The organism is Amycolatopsis sp. NPDC101161 (genome assembly GCF_044768185.1).
Lineage (GTDB): Bacteria > Actinomycetota > Actinomycetes > Mycobacteriales > Pseudonocardiaceae > Amycolatopsis.
Window position 1 is genome coordinate 395,361 of record NZ_JBIWPI010000001.1, and the last position, 15,753, is coordinate 411,113.

A 15,753-nucleotide genomic window follows, 5' to 3' on the forward strand; every position below is an offset into this window, starting at 1 on the left:
GGGCCCGCCCTACCGCGGACTCTGGTATACGCCCGGCCGGTCGTGAGTGGGAAACAGGGTTCCAACCCTGTTTCCCACTCACGAGGCGTCAGCCGACGTACTCCGCGAGGTGCTCGCCGGTCAGCGTCTTCTTCCTCGCCTTCACCAGCTCCGCCGGGGTTCCCTCGAACACCACCCGGCCGCCGTCGTGGCCTGCTCCCGGGCCCAGGTCGATGATCCAGTCCGCGTGGGCCATCACCGCCTGGTGGTGCTCGATGACGATCACCGACTTGCCCGCCTCCACCAGCCGGTCCAGCAGGCCCAGCAGCTGCTCCACGTCGGCGAGGTGCAGGCCCGCCGTCGGCTCGTCGAGGACGTACACCCCGCCCTTCTCCGCCATGTGCGTCGCCAGCTTGATCCGCTGCCGCTCGCCGCCGGACAGCGTCGTCAGCGGCTGGCCGAGCGTCAGGTACCCCAGGCCGACGTCGGACAGGTGCGTCAGGATCTTGTGCGCCGCCGGCAATGCGGCGTCACCGGACGCGAAGAACTCCTTCGCCGCGGCCACCGACATCCCGAGCACCTCGCTGATGTCCCGGCTGCCGAAGGTGTACTCCAGGACTTCCGCGTTGAACCGCTTGCCCTCGCACACCTCGCACGGCGTCGCGGTGCCGGCCATGATCCCCAGGTCGGTGTAGACGACGCCGGCGCCGTTGCAGTTCGGGCACGCGCCTTCGGAGTTCGCGCTGAACAGCGCCGGCTTGACGCCGTTGACCTTGGCGAACGCCTTGCGGATCGGCTCCAGCAACCCCGTGTACGTCGCCGGGTTGCTCCGCCGCGAACCGCGGATCCCGGTCTGGTCGACCGTCACGACCCCCTCGCCGCCCGACACCGAACCGTGGATCAGCGAGCTCTTGCCCGAGCCCGCCACCCCGGTCACGACCACCAGCACACCCAGCGGGATGTCCACGTCGACGTCCTGCAGGTTGTGCGTCGAAGCGCCGCGCACCTCCAGCACCCCCGACGGCGAGCGCACCGACGGCTTCAGCGACGCCCGGTCGTCCAGGTGCCGCCCGGTCAGCGTCTTGCTCTTGCGCAGCCCGGCGACCGTGCCCTCGAAGACGACCTCGCCGCCGGCGGAACCGGCGTGCGGGCCGAGGTCGACGACGTGGTCGGCGATCGCGATCACCTCCGGCTTGTGCTCGACGACCAGCACCGTGTTGCCCTTGTCCCGCAGCTGCAGCAGCAGGTCGTTCATGCGCTGGATGTCGTGCGGGTGCAGGCCGATCGTCGGCTCGTCGAAGACGTAGGTGACGTCGGTGAGCGACGACCCCAGGTGCCGGATCATCTTGGTGCGCTGGGCTTCCCCGCCCGAGAGCGTCCCGGATGGACGGTCGAGCGAGAGGTAGCCGAGCCCGATCTCGACGAACGAGTCCAGCGTGTGCTTCAGCGCGTCCAGCAGCGGCGCGACCGTCGGCTCCGCGAGTTTCCCGACCCACGCGGCGAGGTCGCTGATCTGCATCGCGCACGCGTCGGCGATGCTGATCCCGTCGATCTTCGACGACCGGGCCTCCGCCGACAGCCGCGTGCCGTCGCAGTCCGGGCACGTCGTGAACGTGACGGCCCGCTCGACGAACGCGCGGATGTGCGGCTGCATCGCGTCGACGTCCTTGGACAGGAACGACTTCTGGATCGCCGGCACCAGCCCCGAGTACGTCAGGTTGATGCCCTCGACCTTGATCTTGGTCGGTTCCTTGTAGACCAGGTCGTTGAACTGCTTCTTGGTGAACTTCTTGATCGGCTTGTCCGGGTCGAAGAAGCCGGAGCCGCGGAAGATGCGGCCGAACCAGCCCTCCATGCTGTAGCCCGGGATCGTGATCGCGCCTTCGTTGAGCGACTTGTTCTCGTCGAACAGCGCGGTCAGGTCGATGTCGTTGACCTTGCCGCGGCCCTCGCAGCGCGGGCACATGCCGCCGGTGATGCTGAAGCTGCGGCGCTCCTTGACCTGGCGCCCGGCCTTTTCGATGGTGACCGCGCCGGCGCCGCTGATCGAGGCGACGTTGAAGGAAAACGCCTGCGGCGAACCGATGTGCGGCTGCCCGAGCCGGCTGAACAGGATGCGCAGCATCGCGTTCGCGTCGGTCGCGGTGCCGACCGTGGAGTGCGGGTTGGCGCCCATCCGCTCCTGGTCGACGATGATCGCCGTGGTGATCCCGTCCAGCACGTCGACGTCGGGGCGGGCCAGCGTCGGCATGAACCCCTGCACGAAGGTGCTGTAGGTCTCGTTGATCAGCCGCTGCGACTCCGCGGCGATCGTGCTGAACACCAGCGAGCTCTTGCCGGAGCCGGAAACCCCGGTGAAGACCGTCAGCCGCCGCTTCGGCAGCTCGACGCTGACATCCTTGAGGTTGTTCACGCGGGCGCCGTGGACGCGGATCAGGTCGTGGCTGTCGGCGACGTGCGACGCGGACTTCCTCGCGGGCTTGGTCATCGGGTCTCCAGCACTCGTTCGAAGGTGGGGGTTCGGCCGGCGTGCGCCGCACGCTGGTAGCCGTGCGGGGTTTCGCCGTAGGCCTGGCGGAACCGGTGGGTCAGGTGTTCGGTCGTCATGCCGGCCTCGCGAGCGAGCGCTTCGAGGTCGAGGGTCGCTTCGCGGCCGATGCGGTCGCGGACTCGGCGCAGCAGCGCCAGTTCGCGGAAGTGCTCGTGCGCGGCGGCGGTCAGGCCGAGACACATATCGGTTCCCTTTCTCGGGTGAGCACGGCCCGGGCCGCGATCGGGAGCAGCAGCAAGGTCAGCACGCCGGACAGCACGAGCCCGCCGGTGCTGCCGGCCAGTTCGATCAGCGGGCCGCCGAGGGCCAGGCCCAGCGGCGCGGCCACGGTGGCGCCGGTCGTCCACAGCGTGACGACCTGCTGTTGTTCACCCGGCGCCAGCCCCGACTGCAGGAAGCTGTAGGCGACCGGCGTGAACGGCGCGTACACCAGGCCGCCGAGGCCGAAGACGACCAGCGCGAGCGGGAGGTTCCCGGCGAACGCGAGCGCGATGGGGCACAGCGCCCACAGGCCGATGATCGCGACCAGCAGCGGCCGCTGCGGCAGGTTCCGCAGCTGGTTGACCAGCGCGGAGCCGAGGAACGCGCCGACCCCCAGCGCGCCCCACAGCAGCCCCAGGCCGGACGCGCCCGCGTGCAGCGTCCCGCTCACGTAGAGCGGGAGCGCCACTTCGATGGGCATGTAGAGGAAGTTGAAGAAGAACTCGACGACCAGCAGCCGCGCGGCCACCGGGCGGCGCCGCAGGATCCGCCAGCCGGACGTCTTCGGCTCGCGCAGGGCGTCCCGGCCCGCGGCCGCGCGGGGCACGAACACCGCCGTGGCCGCGAGCAGGATCAGCGCGCCGCCCGCGTCGAAGAAGAGCGCGTAGCCCGCGCCCGCCGTCGCCACGACCAGCCCGCCCAGCACCGGTCCGGCGATGTAGAGCGCGAACGTCGTGTTGAGCCCGAGCAGGCCGTTGACCGAGAACCGCCCGGCCTCGCCCGCGGCTTCGGTCGCCAGCAGGCGGCGGCTGCTCGACCCGGCCAGCTTGCCCGTCGCGCCGAAGAGGAGCCCGGCGATCAGCACGGGCAGCGTGAGCCGCCCGGTGACGGCCAGGACGCCGAGCGCGGTGAAGGTGAGCGACCGCAGCACGCAGTCGGCGACCAGGAGCGTGCGCGGCGGGACGCGCACCCGGCCCAGCCCGATGGCCAGCGCGAGGACGGTCGACAGCACGAACGGCGCCGCCTCGACCAGCCCGATCGCGATCGCCTTCGGGACGTTCCCGTGCAGGGACAGCGTCTGCACGGGCATCGCGACGATGATCATGCCGGTGCCGACGTTGGCCAGCAGGTCCCCCAGCAGCAGCCCGGCCACGCGCCGGTCGCGCAGGACCTGGCGGTAGGACCGGGCCGCGACCTCGGTCAGCGGAGCTCCTGGATGCGCAGGAGGTTCCCGGCGGGGTCGCGGAAGGAGCAGTCGCGGACGCCGTAGGGCTGCTCGACCGGCTCCTGGACGACCTCGGCGTTGCCCGCTTCGAGCTTGGCGAAGAGGGCGTCGAGGTCCCGGGTGGCGAGGTTGATGCCGGCGTAGGTGCCCTTGGCCATCATCTCGTTGATGGTGCGGCGCTCGTCGTCGGTGAGGCCGGGCGTCGCGGTCGCCGGCGCCAGCACGATCGCGGTGTCGGGCTGGTTCGGCGGCCCCACGGTGATCCAGGCCATGTCGCCGTACTTGACGTTCATCCGGACCTCGAAGCCGAGCAGGTCGCGGTAGAAGGCGAGCGAGGCTTCCGGGTCGGTGTGCGGGAGGAAGCTCGAGTGAATGGTGACGTCCATGGTCGTCACCCTAGGTGGCCGTCGAGGGCCGCGCTTCTCGATTCCTGATCGGTCTGGTGACCTGTTTGGCCACGCACGGCGGCATGCCGACGGTCGCCTGGGCCTGCTCTTCGCGGTAGACGCTCGGCGGCGCGCCGACCAGCTCGGCGAACCGGGTGCTGAAGGTGCCCAGCGACGAGAAGCCGACGGTGAAGCAGACCTCGGTGACGCTCAGCTCGCCCTTGCGCAGCAGTGCCATCGCGCGTTCGATCCGCCGGGTCATGAGGTACGAATACGGTGACTCTCCGTAGGCCTTGCGGAACTGGCGGCTGAGGTGCCCGGCGGACATGCCGGCACCCTTGGCGAGCGCCTCGACGTCCAGCGGCTGCGCGTACTCCCGGTCGATCCGGTCCTTGACGCGACGCAGCAGCGCGAGGTCGCGCAGGTACTGCTCGGAGGCGGACGTGCTGCTCACGCCGACGATCGTGCCACACCGGACGGCTTCCGCGGCACGCATCGGGTCAGCGCAGCGCTGTGCGGAGCGTGTCGCGCAGCCAGCGCTGGGCCGGGTCCGCGTCGAGGCGCGCGTGCCAGAACAAGCCCACCTCGACCTCCGGCAGCTCCGCCGGGATCGGGAACCAGCGCAGGCCCAGCGCCGGGCCGTGCTGCTCGGCCAGCCGCTCCGGCACCAGCCCGACGTGCGCGCTCGAGGCCACCAGCAGCAGTGCCAGCGCGGACGTCGGCACCACCGCCGCCACGTGGCGCTGCAGGCCCGCCGCCGCCAAGACGTCGTCCAGCGGACCGCGCGCCCGGCCGCGGCGGGACGCCGACACGTGCGGGTGGCGGCACAGCTGCGCCAGCGTCGGGCGGCGGGCGCGGCCCAGCGGGCTGTCCGCGCGGACGATGCCGACCAGCCGTTCGCGGTACAGCACCGCCGTGCGGATGTCCGGCGCCGGGACGTCGCCCGCGCCGATGTCGAGGTCGACCGAGCCGTCGCGCAGCGCCTCCGTGCTCTCGGTACCCTCCGCGACGAAGCGCAGCGTGACGCCCGGGGCGGCCGCCGTCGTCGCCTCGACCGCCGCCGTCGCCAAGGTCGCCGCCACGCCGTCGTTGATGCGGATCGTGAACGTGCGCTCCAGACCCGCGACCGAGAAGTCCGCGTTGACCAGCGACGCCGCCTCCTCCAGCAGCGACCGCACCCGCGGTGCCGTGCGGAGCGCGAACGGCGTCGGCGCCATCCCGCGCCCGGCCCGCACCAGGATCGGGTCGCCCATCGCCCGCCGCAGCCGGCCCAGCGCGCGGCTCGCCGCCGGGATGGACAGGTGGAGGCGCTCGGCCGCCGCCGTCACGCTGCCTTCCCGCAGCAGCGCGTCGAACACGCGCAACAGGTTCAGATCCAGCTGGTCCGCCATGGTTGCAGCGTACGCAACTCACCTTTGCCGAAGTTGCGTGGCGCGCCACAGCCGCGGCTTCCTACCGTCGGTCCCATGCACCTCAAGCAACGGACCGGCGGCCTGCTGACGCTGATGTGCGCCTGCGTCGCGCTCGTCGTCGGCATGGTCGCGGCGGTCAACCTCGCCGTCCCGATGCTCGCCGCGGGCGAGCTGCACCCGTCGGCGGCCACGCTGGTCTGGATCGTCGACACCTACGTCATCGTGTTCGCCTGCCTGGTGATCCCCGGCGGCGCCGCGGGCGACCGGTACGGCCGCAAGGGCGTCCTGCTGGCCGGGCTCGGGCTCTTCGCCGCCGGCGCGCTGCTGTCGGCGCTGGCCCCGGACGTCGTCCTCCTGCTCGCCGGCCGCGCGCTCACCGGCGTCGGGGCGGCCGCGGTGCTGCCGAACTCGCTCGCCGTCCTGCTGCACGCCGTCCCGCCGGAGAAGAAGGGCGCGACGATCGCCACCTGGGCGTCGATGACCGGCATCGGTGGCGTCCTCGGCAACGTCGGCGGTGGGCTCGTCCTGACGACCGGGTCGTGGCGCTGGCTGTTCGCCGCCGCGGTGCCGATCGCGCTCGCCGAAGCCGCGCTGGTCGCGCGGACCGCCCCGGTGTCGTCGCGGCACGACCGCCGGCTCGACCCCGTCGCCGCGCTGCTGCTCGTCGGCGCGTCGGTCGCCCTGCTCGTCGGGATCGTGCAGGGCCCGGAGGCGGGCTGGGGGAGCGTGGTCGTCGTGACCGGGTTCGCCGGCGCCGCCGTGCTGTTCACGGCCTGGGTCCTCCGGGAGCTGAAGGCCGAACACCCGCTGCTGGACCCGCGGCTGTTCCGGATCCCGGGCCTGCGCAGTGCCTGCCTCGGCCTGACGACGGTCTTCTTCGGCATGTTCGCGCTGTTCTACGTCAACGCGTCTTTCCTCCAGTACGCCAAGGGGTTCGGCGTGCTGGGCACCGGGCTCGGCATCGTCCCGCTGACCGTCCCGATCATCCTCGGCGGCCGTCACGTCGGCCGGCTGACCCGGCGCATCGGCCTCGACGCCACGGTCGCGCTCGCCTTCGCGTCCGTCGGCGGCGGCCTGCTCGGACTGTCCACAAGCGACGCCCGGACGCCGTACGCGGCTTACGCGGCCTGGCTCGTGGTCACCGGGATCGGCGTGACCCTCGCGCTGCCGGCGCTGTCGGGGGTCATCACCGGTTCCCTGCCGCCCGAGCAGGCGGGTGTCGGCACCGGGCTGCAGGCCACCACCCGCGAGTTCGGCAGCGCGCTCGGCGTCGCCGTCATCGGCACGGTCATGACCGCGACGAGCCGCGGGTCCGACGCCGTGACGGCGTTCGTCGAAGGCGCGGACACCGGGCTGCGCGTGGTCGGCGTGGTGGTGCTGGTGCTCGGCGCGCTGGTCGTGGGGGAGTCCTGGCGGCGGACGAGGTGAAGGCCGCCTCGAGGGTTCCCGTTTCCCTCGAGACGGCCTTCGCCGGTGCAACCCCGAACCCGACTGTTCGCCCGTACCGGCCTTCCCGGCGGCATACCCTTCCCCCGGGAAAGGCCGGTACGGACGTGCACGCCGTGGCGGCGGAGACCGCCGCGGCGCTCGACCCCGGGCCCCCGCCCGGTGCGCCGGAAGAAGGCCACCCCGGGGGCGTCGGGTTCCCTCGGGATGGCCCTCTCCTGGCCCGCCGGGCGCTCGGTCCGTTCCGGACGCGAGGCGGGCAGGGGGACGTTCTTCGTTCGGGGGCTCCGGGTGGCGGAGCCCCGGTTGTCGCAGGGGGCCGGTCACCACACCGCCCAGCCGCGGAGGGGGCGTGGTGACCGGCGAAGGGACGATGGCCGCCGCGCGCAGCCACGTCCCGGCTTCACTACCTCCCCATCGGGATGGCCATGGTCGGCGGCGCCGCGGCCCCGGGCTGTGCGGCGAACGCCGTGGTCGGCGGGGCCGCCAGCGCGGGGAACGCCGTCGTGGGGATGTCGTTGGCGAACTCGCTCTCGAACTCGCGCTCGAAAGCCTGGTGGTCGAAGCCGCTGTCGAACTCCGTCGGCACGTCGGCCGCCAGCGCGGCGATCGCCGGGTCGACGGTCGGGACCTCCGCGACCTCCGGGGCGGGAGCGGGCTCCGGCTCCGGCACGTAGTCGGGCGCGGGCAGCCGGCGGTCGAGCTCGGCCATCCAGTCCAGCATCGCCCGCGGCTTGTCCCACGAGGAGATGCCGACGAGCCGCCCGTCGCGGATGAAGCCGGTGATGCCGTCGGCCAGGGTCACCGTGTCCTCGGCCAGCGACGGCATGCCGCACATCTGCAGCCGCGTGTCGTACAGCGTCGACCACGCGCGGGGGAGCGGGGTGAACGGCTTCGCGCTGGACTGGCCCATCAGCAGGTTGTCCGCCGCGTGCCGGGCCGACTCGACGGCGTTGATCCAGTGCTCGACCCGCCGCGGGGTCTCGTCGAACCGCAGGTTCGGCCAGCGCGCGATGTCGCCGGCGATGACGACGTCGGAAGCGCCCTCGGCGAACAGCTTCGAGTCGCAGAGCACGCCGTCGCTGATGTCGAGGCCGGAGCCGCGCATCCAGTCGACCGACGGGACGCTGCCGATGGCGAGCACGACGACGCTGGCGACCAGCAGCTGGTTGTTCGTCAGGTGCAGGCCGACGGTGTCCTTCGTGCTGATCCAGTGCCGCACTTCGCTCTTCATCGCGAGCTTCGCGCGGTGCTCGTGGTGCGCCTCGACGATGCCGCTCGAGACGCGGTCGCCGAAGCGGTGCAGCGGCGCCTTGGCGTGCCCGACCAGCGTGACGTCCCGGCCGATGTGCCGCATGCTCGCCGCGAACTCGTTGCCGATCAGGCCGGCGCCGATCACGACGGCCGGCTTCTTGCTGGCGTGCAGGCAGCGCCGCACGGCCATCGAATCCTCGACCGTGCGCAGGATCCGCACCCGCGGGTCGTGCCGCGGGGCCCCGGGCAGGTGCCGCGGGTAGACGCCGGTCGCGGCGATCAGGCCGTCGTACCAGAGGGACTCGCCGCCGGGCAGGTGCACGACCCGCTCGGTGGTGTCGAGGTGCGTGACCCGGGCGCCGAGGCGCCAGTGCACGTCGAGGTCCGGCAGGTAGTGCGAAAGGCCCACGTCGCTGGGCCGTTCGGTGCCCATCACCAGCGCCTTGGAGACCATCGGCCGGTGGTAGGGGCGCCGCGCCTCGTCGCCGATGAGGACGATCTCGCCGTCGAACTTCTGCTCGCGCAGGCGCTCCGCCGCGCGCAGCCCGGCGACGCCCGCGCCGACGATGACGATCCGGTCGCCGTCAGCCATCGAGCTCTCCTCTCATCACGACCGCCTGCATCGGGCAGCAGCGGGCCGCCATCTTCGCCTGTTCAATCGTGGTTTCGTCCAGCAGCCGCGTGTGGAAGCGCAGGCGGCCGTCCTGGCCGAGGTCGAACACGTCCGGGGCCTCCATCGCGCAGATGCCGTAGAGCTCGCACCGGTCGTTGTCGACGCTGATCCGGGGCCCGCCACCGGGCAAACGGAAGGGCATGTCAGGCCACCTGCTCTTCCACGAGTCCGATGCGTTCGAGGGTCCGCGCGGGCATGAACCGCAGCAGCGACGTCGTGACCGCCGGGACGAGCAGCGTGATGCCGCCCAGCCAGACGACCGCGAGGTGGCCGTTGGCGATCGAGCCGAACCACGCGTGCAGCGCGGTCAGCGCGACCGCCGGGTACGCGCAGCGGTGCAGCCACAGCCAGCGGCGGTAGGAGGTGAACCGCTGCAGGCCCGCGGTGAGCGCGATGGCCAGCATGACCTCGAAGCCGACGATGCCGATGCTGTGCCGGGTCTCCTGGCCCGACAGGAAGGGGAGGAACAGGTACTGCAGGCTGTAGGGCTGGATCGTCAGGTAGAAGAAGCCCAGTGCGTGGATGCCGCCGAAGATCAGCGTGGCGGTGGCCAGCACCATGTGGGAGCTGCGGAGTGCCTTGCGGCCGGTGACCGACCGCACCCAGCCGGTGGCGGTGAGCACGCCCCAGGTGAGCGTCAGCATCATCGCCGCGTAGGACGCCCGGGCGGCGAAGGCCGCGAGACCGCGGGCTGCCGGGTCGGTCTTGGGCTGGAACTGCTGCGTGAGGAAGATCGTCGCGTCGTGCCAGGTCTCAACCATGGCTGCCCCCGGTTCTGACGGTGGCCGGCCGGCGCGAGCCCCGGCCGCGGTTGCCCTTGATCTGGCGCAGCACGTAGAACAGGCCGCCGCCGACCAGCAGGAACAGCGCTCCCACCACGGCGATCTGGGACGAGTCGAGGCCCAGCGGCTGCCCGACGGGCGCGGCGGTCGTGGAGACGGCCGGCGTCGGCAGCGCGGTGTAGTCGACCATGCCCGTGCTCTCGAGCATCGTCATGTGCCGCATGACGGCCTGGTTGCCGACGGTCGCGAACGCCCGCACGTCGTCGTTGCGGGTGCCGGCGCGCAGCTGCGCGAGGATCGCGAAGACCTGGCCGTGCGCCGCGCGCAACCGGTTGGCGAAGACGCTGTCGAACGACGCCCCGGGGGGCGCCGCCATCTCTTCGGCCAGCCAGCCCATCTGTTCGGCCGAGGGCTGGTCCGGGACCGGCGAGTTCAGCTTCTGCGACAGCGCGCGCGTCGCGACGTCGAGCCGGCCGTGGTCCATCATGATCGCGAAGCCGACGGCCTGGACCTTCGGGCTGCCCTTCTGCATCGCCATCATGCCCGAGGGCATCTCCCACAGGCCCGCCTGGCGGACCTTGGTCAGCAGCACGGCGTCTTCGGGCGAGACCGCGGTGGTCTGGGCGATCGAGGCCGGGGACACCGACGCGAGCAGCGTCAGCACCGCGACCAGCACGAACAGGATCCGGACCAGCGGGCGTGACCGCTCGAGCGGGGACGGCGGAGCGAGCTCCAGCCCCGCGAGCTCAGAGGCCGAAAGCATTTTCCCTCCACTGGTCCTGGGTCATCGTGATCTTCTTGCCGTCCGGCGCGATCGGGTACCACGCCTGGTCAGCGCCCTGGCCGGACGTGTCGGCCGGTTCGCTGTCGCCGGTGAAGTGGTACAGCGGCCAGCCGGCGAGGGTGGCCTGCTGGGTGCCGTCGTCGCGGGTGATCTGGCCGATCAGCGACCGGTCGACGTCGATCGGGGCCAGGTTGCCGCCGGCCTTGACCGGGATCCACTTGGTCGCGCACGCGTCGTTGCAGTTCGAGCGGGACGGGTCGGTCGAGTCGCGGTCGTAGCGGTAGAGCGTGTAACCGGTCCCGTCGACGAGCATCAGGCCGAGGTCGAACGTCTTCGCGGCCCTGAGCTGGCTCTTCAGCGGGTCGTTCGGGTTGGCCGTGATGGGTTGCGGCATCGCGATCGTCATCGGGGCCTGCTGCTGCATACCGGGCATCTGCATCCCGGCACCGCCACCCGCGGCGTAGCCGCCCGAGGTGGTGGCCGCGCCGGCGGTACAGGCGGTGAGCAGGGCGAGTGCGGTGAGGCACACGGCGGCGGGGACCACCGTACGGGGAATGCGTATCACTGCTCCTCCGAGGGCATGACTACGCGCAGTAGCCTGGGGTGAGGCGAAAATGCGCGCGAATGATCCACAGTGGACAATCGGTCCGGAGTGGATGCGGAGCGTTGCGGGGGACAACGCTTTGTCGGGGTCTTCGGTAGGGGATACGGACACGGTCCGGAAACGGTTCAAAAAAGTTTCGGGACCGTTTGGTACTGGACGTAGCCCCTTCGGAGCACCAGGATGTCCCGCGTGGGACGGCACACCCGAGCGCTGAGACCCGTTCAAGATCAGGAAGTCGTTGTCGAGCCGAACGACGCCTCCGATGACTTGGCGAAGGCGCTTTACCAGGAGTTCGGCGGGTCCCTCATGGCGTTCGCGCTGCGGCTGACCGGCCACGACCGGCAGTGGGCCGAAGACGTCGTGCAGGAGACCCTGATCAAGGCGTGGCGGAACGCGGACAAGCTCGACCGCCAGCCGGAGATGCTGCGCGCGTGGCTGTTCACCGTCGCCCGGCGGACCGTCATCGACGGCTGGCGCAGCCGCAGTGTCCGGCCCCAGGAGCTCGAAGAGATCGAATCCGACGCGATCGCGGTGTCCGACGAATCGGACCGGACGCTCGCCGCGATGATCGTTTACGAGGCGCTGCAGGGCCTTTCGCCCGAGCAGCGGGAAGCCATCCAGCAGACCTACCTGCGCGATCGCACCGTGAACGAGGTCGCGGCGACCCTCGGCGTGCCCCCGGGCACCATCAAGTCCCGCATCCACCACGCCGTCCGCGCCCTGCGCCGGGCTCTCCGGGAGCGGGGGTGAGGTGAGGGTGGCCGGGTCCGCACACACCGACGTCGCCGCGTACGTGCTCGGCGTCCTCAGCGAGGCCGAGAGCACGCAGTTCGAAGCCCACCTGATGAACTGCCCGCACTGCCAGCTCGACCTGATCGAGCTCTACCAGCTGCCGGACGTCCTCGACCTGGTCAAGCGCAGCTGGCCGGAGCCGCCGATGCCGGCGCCCGGCCCGCGCACCCTCGCGCCCGGGCCCCGCGTGCTGCGCGGCCTGATGGAAGAGGCCGCCGTCAAGCGCCGCCGCCGCAAGCGGATCGGCCTCCTCGCCGGTGCCGCGGCCGCCGCCGCGGTGATCGCGGGCCCGCTGGTGACCCTCGCGGTCCAGCCGGCCGATGCCGTCCCGCCCGCTTCCCTCGCCGCGCCGTCCGGCAAGCAGCCCCCGCCCGCGACGAGCGTCCTGGCGACGTCCGTGCCCCCGCCGTCCACCGGCGCGCCGAACCAGCCCGGCGGCGGCCAGACCTACGGCCGCGGCAGCGGCGGGTCGGCCGTGAGCGCCGTCGTCACGGTGTCCCCGGTGGAGTGGGGCAGCCGCGTCGACCTCGAGCTGCGCGGGATCGTCGGACCGCTCAAGTGCCAGCTGGTCGCCATCTCGACCACGGGCGACGACCGCGTCGTGTCCGGCTGGTCGGTGCCGCCCAAGGGGTTCGGCATCCCCGGCTCGCCGGACCCGTTGCGGCTGCAGGGTTCCACCTCGCTGGCGGTGGAGCAGATCAGCCGCTTCGAGGTCCGCGGCGACGACGGCACGGTGCTCGTCGTCGTGCAGCGCTGACTCCTTTTCTCCTGCTGGTCTGAACCACGGCTGTGTCTTCGCCGCGGTTCATCGCCTTCTTTTTTCTCGCGCACCGCTTTGACCTGGGTCAATGGCGCGCGGTTGCGTTCCACTTGATAACGAACAGATAACGGGCTGGTCGCTTTTGAACCTCGCCGCGTCGGCGTCCGTATCCCCCAATGCATCCCCCGATGCATCCCGACAGCCGGAACCGCAAGCATCCCCCGGGTTCCGTGCGATCTCGACCTCAAACCAACGGAGTTCTTGCCCGGGCCACCGCGGTAATCGGCGTGCCCGGAATAACGAACGAGGTGAACTAGTCTATGGCCCGGAATTCTCGGTCCCCCGTGACGGGCAAGCATCGCGTCGCCCGCCGTACCAAGATCGCCATGGGCGCGATCGGCCTGGCGATCGCCGTCGGCGCGCTCGCCGTCGCGGTCACCGCGGGCCGCACGGGCGAGGCCAGCGCGGACCCCGCGGACCCGTCGTTCTTCATCGACATCAACAAGGTTCCCGCCGGCAACAACGTCAACGCGGCCTTGCAGAAGAAGGGTGCGCAGGGTTCCTTCACCGTCAACTGCGGAACGAACGCGGACGGCGCGCACCACAACCCGGACAACTTCATCGCTCAGCCGGGGATCAAGAACGGTGCTCAGCACCTGCACGACTACGTCGGCAACGTGACCACCGACGCCGACTCGAGCCTCAAGAGCCTCCTCGCCGGCGGCACCACCTGCAAGAACGGTGACAAGTCGGCGTACTTCTGGCCGGTGATCCGCATCGACCGCGAAGACAACGCGGCCGCGGCGAGCAAGAACCAGCAGGCCCAGCAGGCCCAGCAGGGCAAGACCGGTGACGTCCAGCAGGACCAGAGCGCCAAGGACGCGCAGGCCGCCAAGGACGCCGGTCAGGGCCAGCAGGACGCCCAGAACGCGCAGGACCCGAACGCGGCGCAGGACCCGAACGCGCAGGATCCGAATGCGCAGCAGCAGAACGGCCAGCAGCAGAAGCAGCGTGGCACCGGTGGCGGCGCGGCCCGCGGCGGTAACCAGAGTGCCCAGCAGCAGGACGGCCAGAACCAGCAGAACCAGCAGCAGGCCCAGGACCGCCGTCGTGGCGGGAAGAACGGCGGCCAGAACAACCAGAACGGCGGCCAGAACAACCAGAGCAGCTCCGCCGCCGCACCGCCGGCCACCGAGCTCGGCGGCCCGCAGGGCGCGAACGAAGAGGTCGGCGACAACGACGGCCAGATCATCGAGCCGGAGTCCGCGACGCTGAAGTTCATCGGCGGCGGCGCGCAGAACGTCGTCGCGATGCCGCTCGGCCTGAAGATCCTCTACGGCGACGCCAAGCAGAGCACCAACGGCCCGGCCAACGCCCGGCCGAGCTGGACCTGCACCGGGTTCGAGGACCGGCTGACCGACCTCTACCCGATCTGCCCGGCCGGCAGCAAGGTCGAGCGCATCCACGCCTTCCCGAACTGCTGGGACGGCAAGAACACCGACAGCGCCAACCACCGCACGCACATCGTGTTCGCGAACCAGCAGGGCAAGTGCCCGCAGGGCTTCAAGAACGTGCCGCAGCTGCAGGTGACGCTGGTCTACGACGTCCCGCAGGACGTCCAGCAGAAGGGCCAGTACAAAGTGGACGCCTTCGCCCAGGAGAAGCACAACCCGCGGTCCGACCACGACGACTTCGCGAACGTGATGAGCCGCAGGATCATGGGCCGCCTGGTCAACTGCATCAACTCCGGAAAGGCTTGCGCGGAGTAGCTCCACCCGTCCGGTCACTCCACACCAGGAGGGAGAACGTCCGATGAACCGTGCTCGTCCGAGTGCCGCTGCCGTGGCCGCCGTCGCCGGTCTCGCGCTGGTCGCGGCCTGCGGGACCAACCCGTACGCCACGTCCGGTGCGGTCCAGCCGGCCGCGCAGCAGCTCTCGGCGAGCACGGTTCAGGCGGCTCCCGCCACCGGCTCGGCGCAGCTGAGCACGTCCACAGTGGAGGGTCTCGGCGCGGTCCTCACCGACGCGGCGGGCCACACGCTTTACCGCTACGCCAAGGATTCCGCGAAGCCGTCGCGGACCGCCTGCGTCGGCGCCTGCGAGCAGGCGTGGCCGCCGGTGGTCTCCGACACCCCGGTGACGGCGTCCGGTGTGGACGTTCAGCTCATCGGCGAGGTCACCCGGCCCGACGGGCGGCGGCAGGTGACGGTCGCCGGCTGGCCCGTGTACACCTACGCCAAGGACACCGGCACCGGCGTCGCGCTCGGCCAGAACGTCAGCGACGACTGGGCGGCGATCACGCCGACGGGGGAGAAGGTCAAGGCGGCTGCCGCGACCACCCTCGGCACCACCGAAATCGGCGGCCTCGGCCCGGTCCTGACCGACCAGGCCGGCCGCACGCTCTACCTGTTCACCAAGGACGGCAAGGGCTCCGGACAGTCCACTTGCGACGGTAGCTGCGCGAAGACGTGGCCACCGCTGCTCGTCGACGGCCGGATCACCGTCGCCCAGGACATCGACACCGGCCTGGTCGGCCGGATCACGAGAGCCGACGGCCGCGAGCAGGTGACGGTCGGCGGCTGGCCGGTCTACACCTACGCCAAGGACGGCGCGCCCGGCGAGGCGACCGGCCACGGCGCCGGGAACACCTGGTACGCCATGGAACCCAACGGCTGCAAGGTGGACCCGTCGCGCCGGCCGGCAGCGGCGACCGGCGGGTACTGACCCGCCCCACGAACCCCGGCCCGGCGGACACTTCCCTCCACCTCACCCCCCGAGTCCGCCGGGCCGGTCGCACCACCCGAAAGAACCGCGGGACCCCCGTCCCGCGCCCCGAGCCCCGGCCCGGGTGGACACTTCCCTCCACCTCACCCCCCATGTCCCCCGGGCCGGGATTCCTCACCC

The 15,753-nt window shown here is 71.4% G+C and carries 16 protein-coding genes; 5 read left to right on the forward strand and 11 right to left on the reverse strand.

Annotation, left to right across the window (positions count from 1 at the left end):
- Positions 1-88: 88 nt before the first annotated feature.
- The 6 genes from ACIRSS_RS01990 to ACIRSS_RS02015 are packed head-to-tail and all read right to left on the reverse strand — an operon-like array spanning position 89 to position 5,733.
- Positions 89-2,467, reverse strand: coding sequence for an ATP-binding cassette domain-containing protein (locus ACIRSS_RS01990; RefSeq protein WP_400889553.1), 2,379 nt, complete (start codon positions 2,465-2,467; stop codon positions 89-91).
- The gene (locus ACIRSS_RS01995; RefSeq protein ID WP_400889555.1) at positions 2,464-2,712 is read right to left on the reverse strand and encodes an AraC family transcriptional regulator; all 249 of its coding nucleotides are present in this window, start codon (positions 2,710-2,712) and stop codon (positions 2,464-2,466) included. Before ACIRSS_RS01995 ends, ACIRSS_RS01990 begins: the two co-directional genes overlap by 4 nt.
- Positions 2,697-3,884: an MFS transporter gene (locus tag ACIRSS_RS02000; protein ID WP_400889557.1), complete on the reverse strand. Its 1,188-nt coding sequence runs from the start codon at positions 3,882-3,884 to the stop codon at positions 2,697-2,699. Before ACIRSS_RS02000 ends, ACIRSS_RS01995 begins: the two co-directional genes overlap by 16 nt.
- Positions 3,885-3,931: 47 nt before the next feature.
- A complete protein-coding gene (locus tag ACIRSS_RS02005) occupies positions 3,932-4,342 on the reverse strand; it encodes a VOC family protein (protein ID WP_400889559.1) in 411 nt (136 codons plus the stop codon).
- 10 nt (positions 4,343-4,352) lie between these two features.
- Complete coding sequence (locus ACIRSS_RS02010; RefSeq protein ID WP_400889561.1) at positions 4,353-4,796, reverse strand: helix-turn-helix transcriptional regulator; 444 nt, start codon at positions 4,794-4,796, stop codon at positions 4,353-4,355.
- A 46-nt stretch (positions 4,797-4,842) separates the two neighbouring features.
- On the reverse strand, positions 4,843-5,733 hold the full coding sequence (locus ACIRSS_RS02015) for a LysR family transcriptional regulator (protein ID WP_400889563.1): 891 nt from the start codon (positions 5,731-5,733) through the stop codon (positions 4,843-4,845).
- A 114-nt stretch (positions 5,734-5,847) separates the two neighbouring features.
- On the opposite strand from ACIRSS_RS02015, the gene ACIRSS_RS02020 reads away from it, so the two are divergent.
- Positions 5,848-7,182 carry an MFS transporter gene (locus ACIRSS_RS02020; RefSeq protein WP_400893344.1) on the forward strand — a complete coding sequence of 445 codons (1,335 nt, stop codon included), beginning with the start codon at positions 5,848-5,850 and terminating at the stop codon, positions 7,180-7,182.
- Positions 7,183-7,606: 424 nt separating this feature from the next.
- Here the strand turns inward: ACIRSS_RS02020 and ACIRSS_RS02025 are convergent, their stop codons facing one another.
- Genes ACIRSS_RS02025 through ACIRSS_RS02045 form a run of 5 tightly spaced genes read right to left on the reverse strand, consistent with a single transcriptional unit; the run spans position 7,607 to position 11,222 of the window.
- Entirely contained in the window at positions 7,607-9,046 is a 1,440-nt protein-coding gene (locus ACIRSS_RS02025) for an NAD(P)/FAD-dependent oxidoreductase (protein ID WP_400889565.1), read from the reverse strand.
- The gene (locus ACIRSS_RS02030) at positions 9,039-9,269 is read right to left on the reverse strand and encodes a ferredoxin (RefSeq protein WP_086675010.1); all 231 of its coding nucleotides are present in this window, start codon (positions 9,267-9,269) and stop codon (positions 9,039-9,041) included. Before ACIRSS_RS02030 ends, ACIRSS_RS02025 begins: the two co-directional genes overlap by 8 nt.
- A gap of 1 nt (position 9,270) precedes the next feature.
- On the reverse strand, positions 9,271-9,888 hold the full coding sequence (locus tag ACIRSS_RS02035) for a ferric reductase-like transmembrane domain-containing protein (RefSeq protein WP_400889567.1): 618 nt from the start codon (positions 9,886-9,888) through the stop codon (positions 9,271-9,273).
- Positions 9,881-10,672: a DUF4142 domain-containing protein gene (locus tag ACIRSS_RS02040; protein ID WP_400889569.1), complete on the reverse strand. Its 792-nt coding sequence runs from the start codon at positions 10,670-10,672 to the stop codon at positions 9,881-9,883. Before ACIRSS_RS02040 ends, ACIRSS_RS02035 begins: the two co-directional genes overlap by 8 nt.
- Entirely contained in the window at positions 10,656-11,222 is a 567-nt protein-coding gene (locus ACIRSS_RS02045) for a hypothetical protein (RefSeq protein WP_400889571.1), read from the reverse strand. The genes ACIRSS_RS02040 and ACIRSS_RS02045 overlap by 17 nt, the downstream gene beginning before the upstream one ends.
- 264 nt (positions 11,223-11,486) lie before the next feature.
- Between ACIRSS_RS02045 and ACIRSS_RS02050 the strand changes: the two genes are divergently transcribed.
- The 4 genes from ACIRSS_RS02050 (at position 11,487) to ACIRSS_RS02065 (ending at position 15,573) form a co-directional block, all read left to right on the forward strand.
- The gene (locus ACIRSS_RS02050; RefSeq protein ID WP_400880671.1) at positions 11,487-12,047 is read left to right on the forward strand and encodes a sigma-70 family RNA polymerase sigma factor; all 561 of its coding nucleotides are present in this window, start codon (positions 11,487-11,489) and stop codon (positions 12,045-12,047) included.
- A gap of 7 nt (positions 12,048-12,054) precedes the next feature.
- Positions 12,055-12,846, forward strand: a complete 792-nt coding sequence (locus ACIRSS_RS02055; protein ID WP_400889573.1) for a zf-HC2 domain-containing protein — start codon at positions 12,055-12,057, stop codon at positions 12,844-12,846.
- 323 nt (positions 12,847-13,169) lie between these two features.
- Positions 13,170-14,618 (forward strand): DUF1996 domain-containing protein, encoded by a 1,449-nt coding sequence (locus ACIRSS_RS02060; protein WP_400889575.1) that lies wholly within the window; start codon positions 13,170-13,172, stop codon positions 14,616-14,618.
- A gap of 43 nt (positions 14,619-14,661) precedes the next feature.
- Positions 14,662-15,573, forward strand: a complete 912-nt coding sequence (locus tag ACIRSS_RS02065) for an SCO0930 family lipoprotein (RefSeq protein WP_400889577.1) — start codon at positions 14,662-14,664, stop codon at positions 15,571-15,573.
- Positions 15,574-15,753: the final 180 nt, after the last annotated feature.

Coding starts and splice junctions, on each gene's coding strand:
- ACIRSS_RS01990 (WP_400889553.1), bottom strand. CDS start 2,467: ATGACCAAGCCCGCGAGGAAGTCCGCGTCGCACGTCGCCGACAGCCAC.
- ACIRSS_RS01995 (WP_400889555.1), bottom strand. CDS start 2,712: ATGTGTCTCGGCCTGACCGCCGCCGCGCACGAGCACTTCCGCGAACTG.
- ACIRSS_RS02005 (WP_400889559.1), bottom strand. CDS start 4,342: ATGGACGTCACCATTCACTCGAGCTTCCTCCCGCACACCGACCCGGAA.
- ACIRSS_RS02015 (WP_400889563.1), bottom strand. CDS start 5,733: ATGGCGGACCAGCTGGATCTGAACCTGTTGCGCGTGTTCGACGCGCTG.
- ACIRSS_RS02020 (WP_400893344.1), top strand. CDS start 5,848: ATGTGCGCCTGCGTCGCGCTCGTCGTCGGCATGGTCGCGGCGGTCAAC.
- ACIRSS_RS02025 (WP_400889565.1), bottom strand. CDS start 9,046: ATGGCTGACGGCGACCGGATCGTCATCGTCGGCGCGGGCGTCGCCGGG.
- ACIRSS_RS02030 (WP_086675010.1), bottom strand. CDS start 9,269: ATGCCCTTCCGTTTGCCCGGTGGCGGGCCCCGGATCAGCGTCGACAAC.
- ACIRSS_RS02035 (WP_400889567.1), bottom strand. CDS start 9,888: ATGGTTGAGACCTGGCACGACGCGACGATCTTCCTCACGCAGCAGTTC.
- ACIRSS_RS02040 (WP_400889569.1), bottom strand. CDS start 10,672: ATGCTTTCGGCCTCTGAGCTCGCGGGGCTGGAGCTCGCTCCGCCGTCC.
- ACIRSS_RS02060 (WP_400889575.1), top strand. CDS start 13,170: ATGGCCCGGAATTCTCGGTCCCCCGTGACGGGCAAGCATCGCGTCGCC.
- ACIRSS_RS02065 (WP_400889577.1), top strand. CDS start 14,662: ATGAACCGTGCTCGTCCGAGTGCCGCTGCCGTGGCCGCCGTCGCCGGT.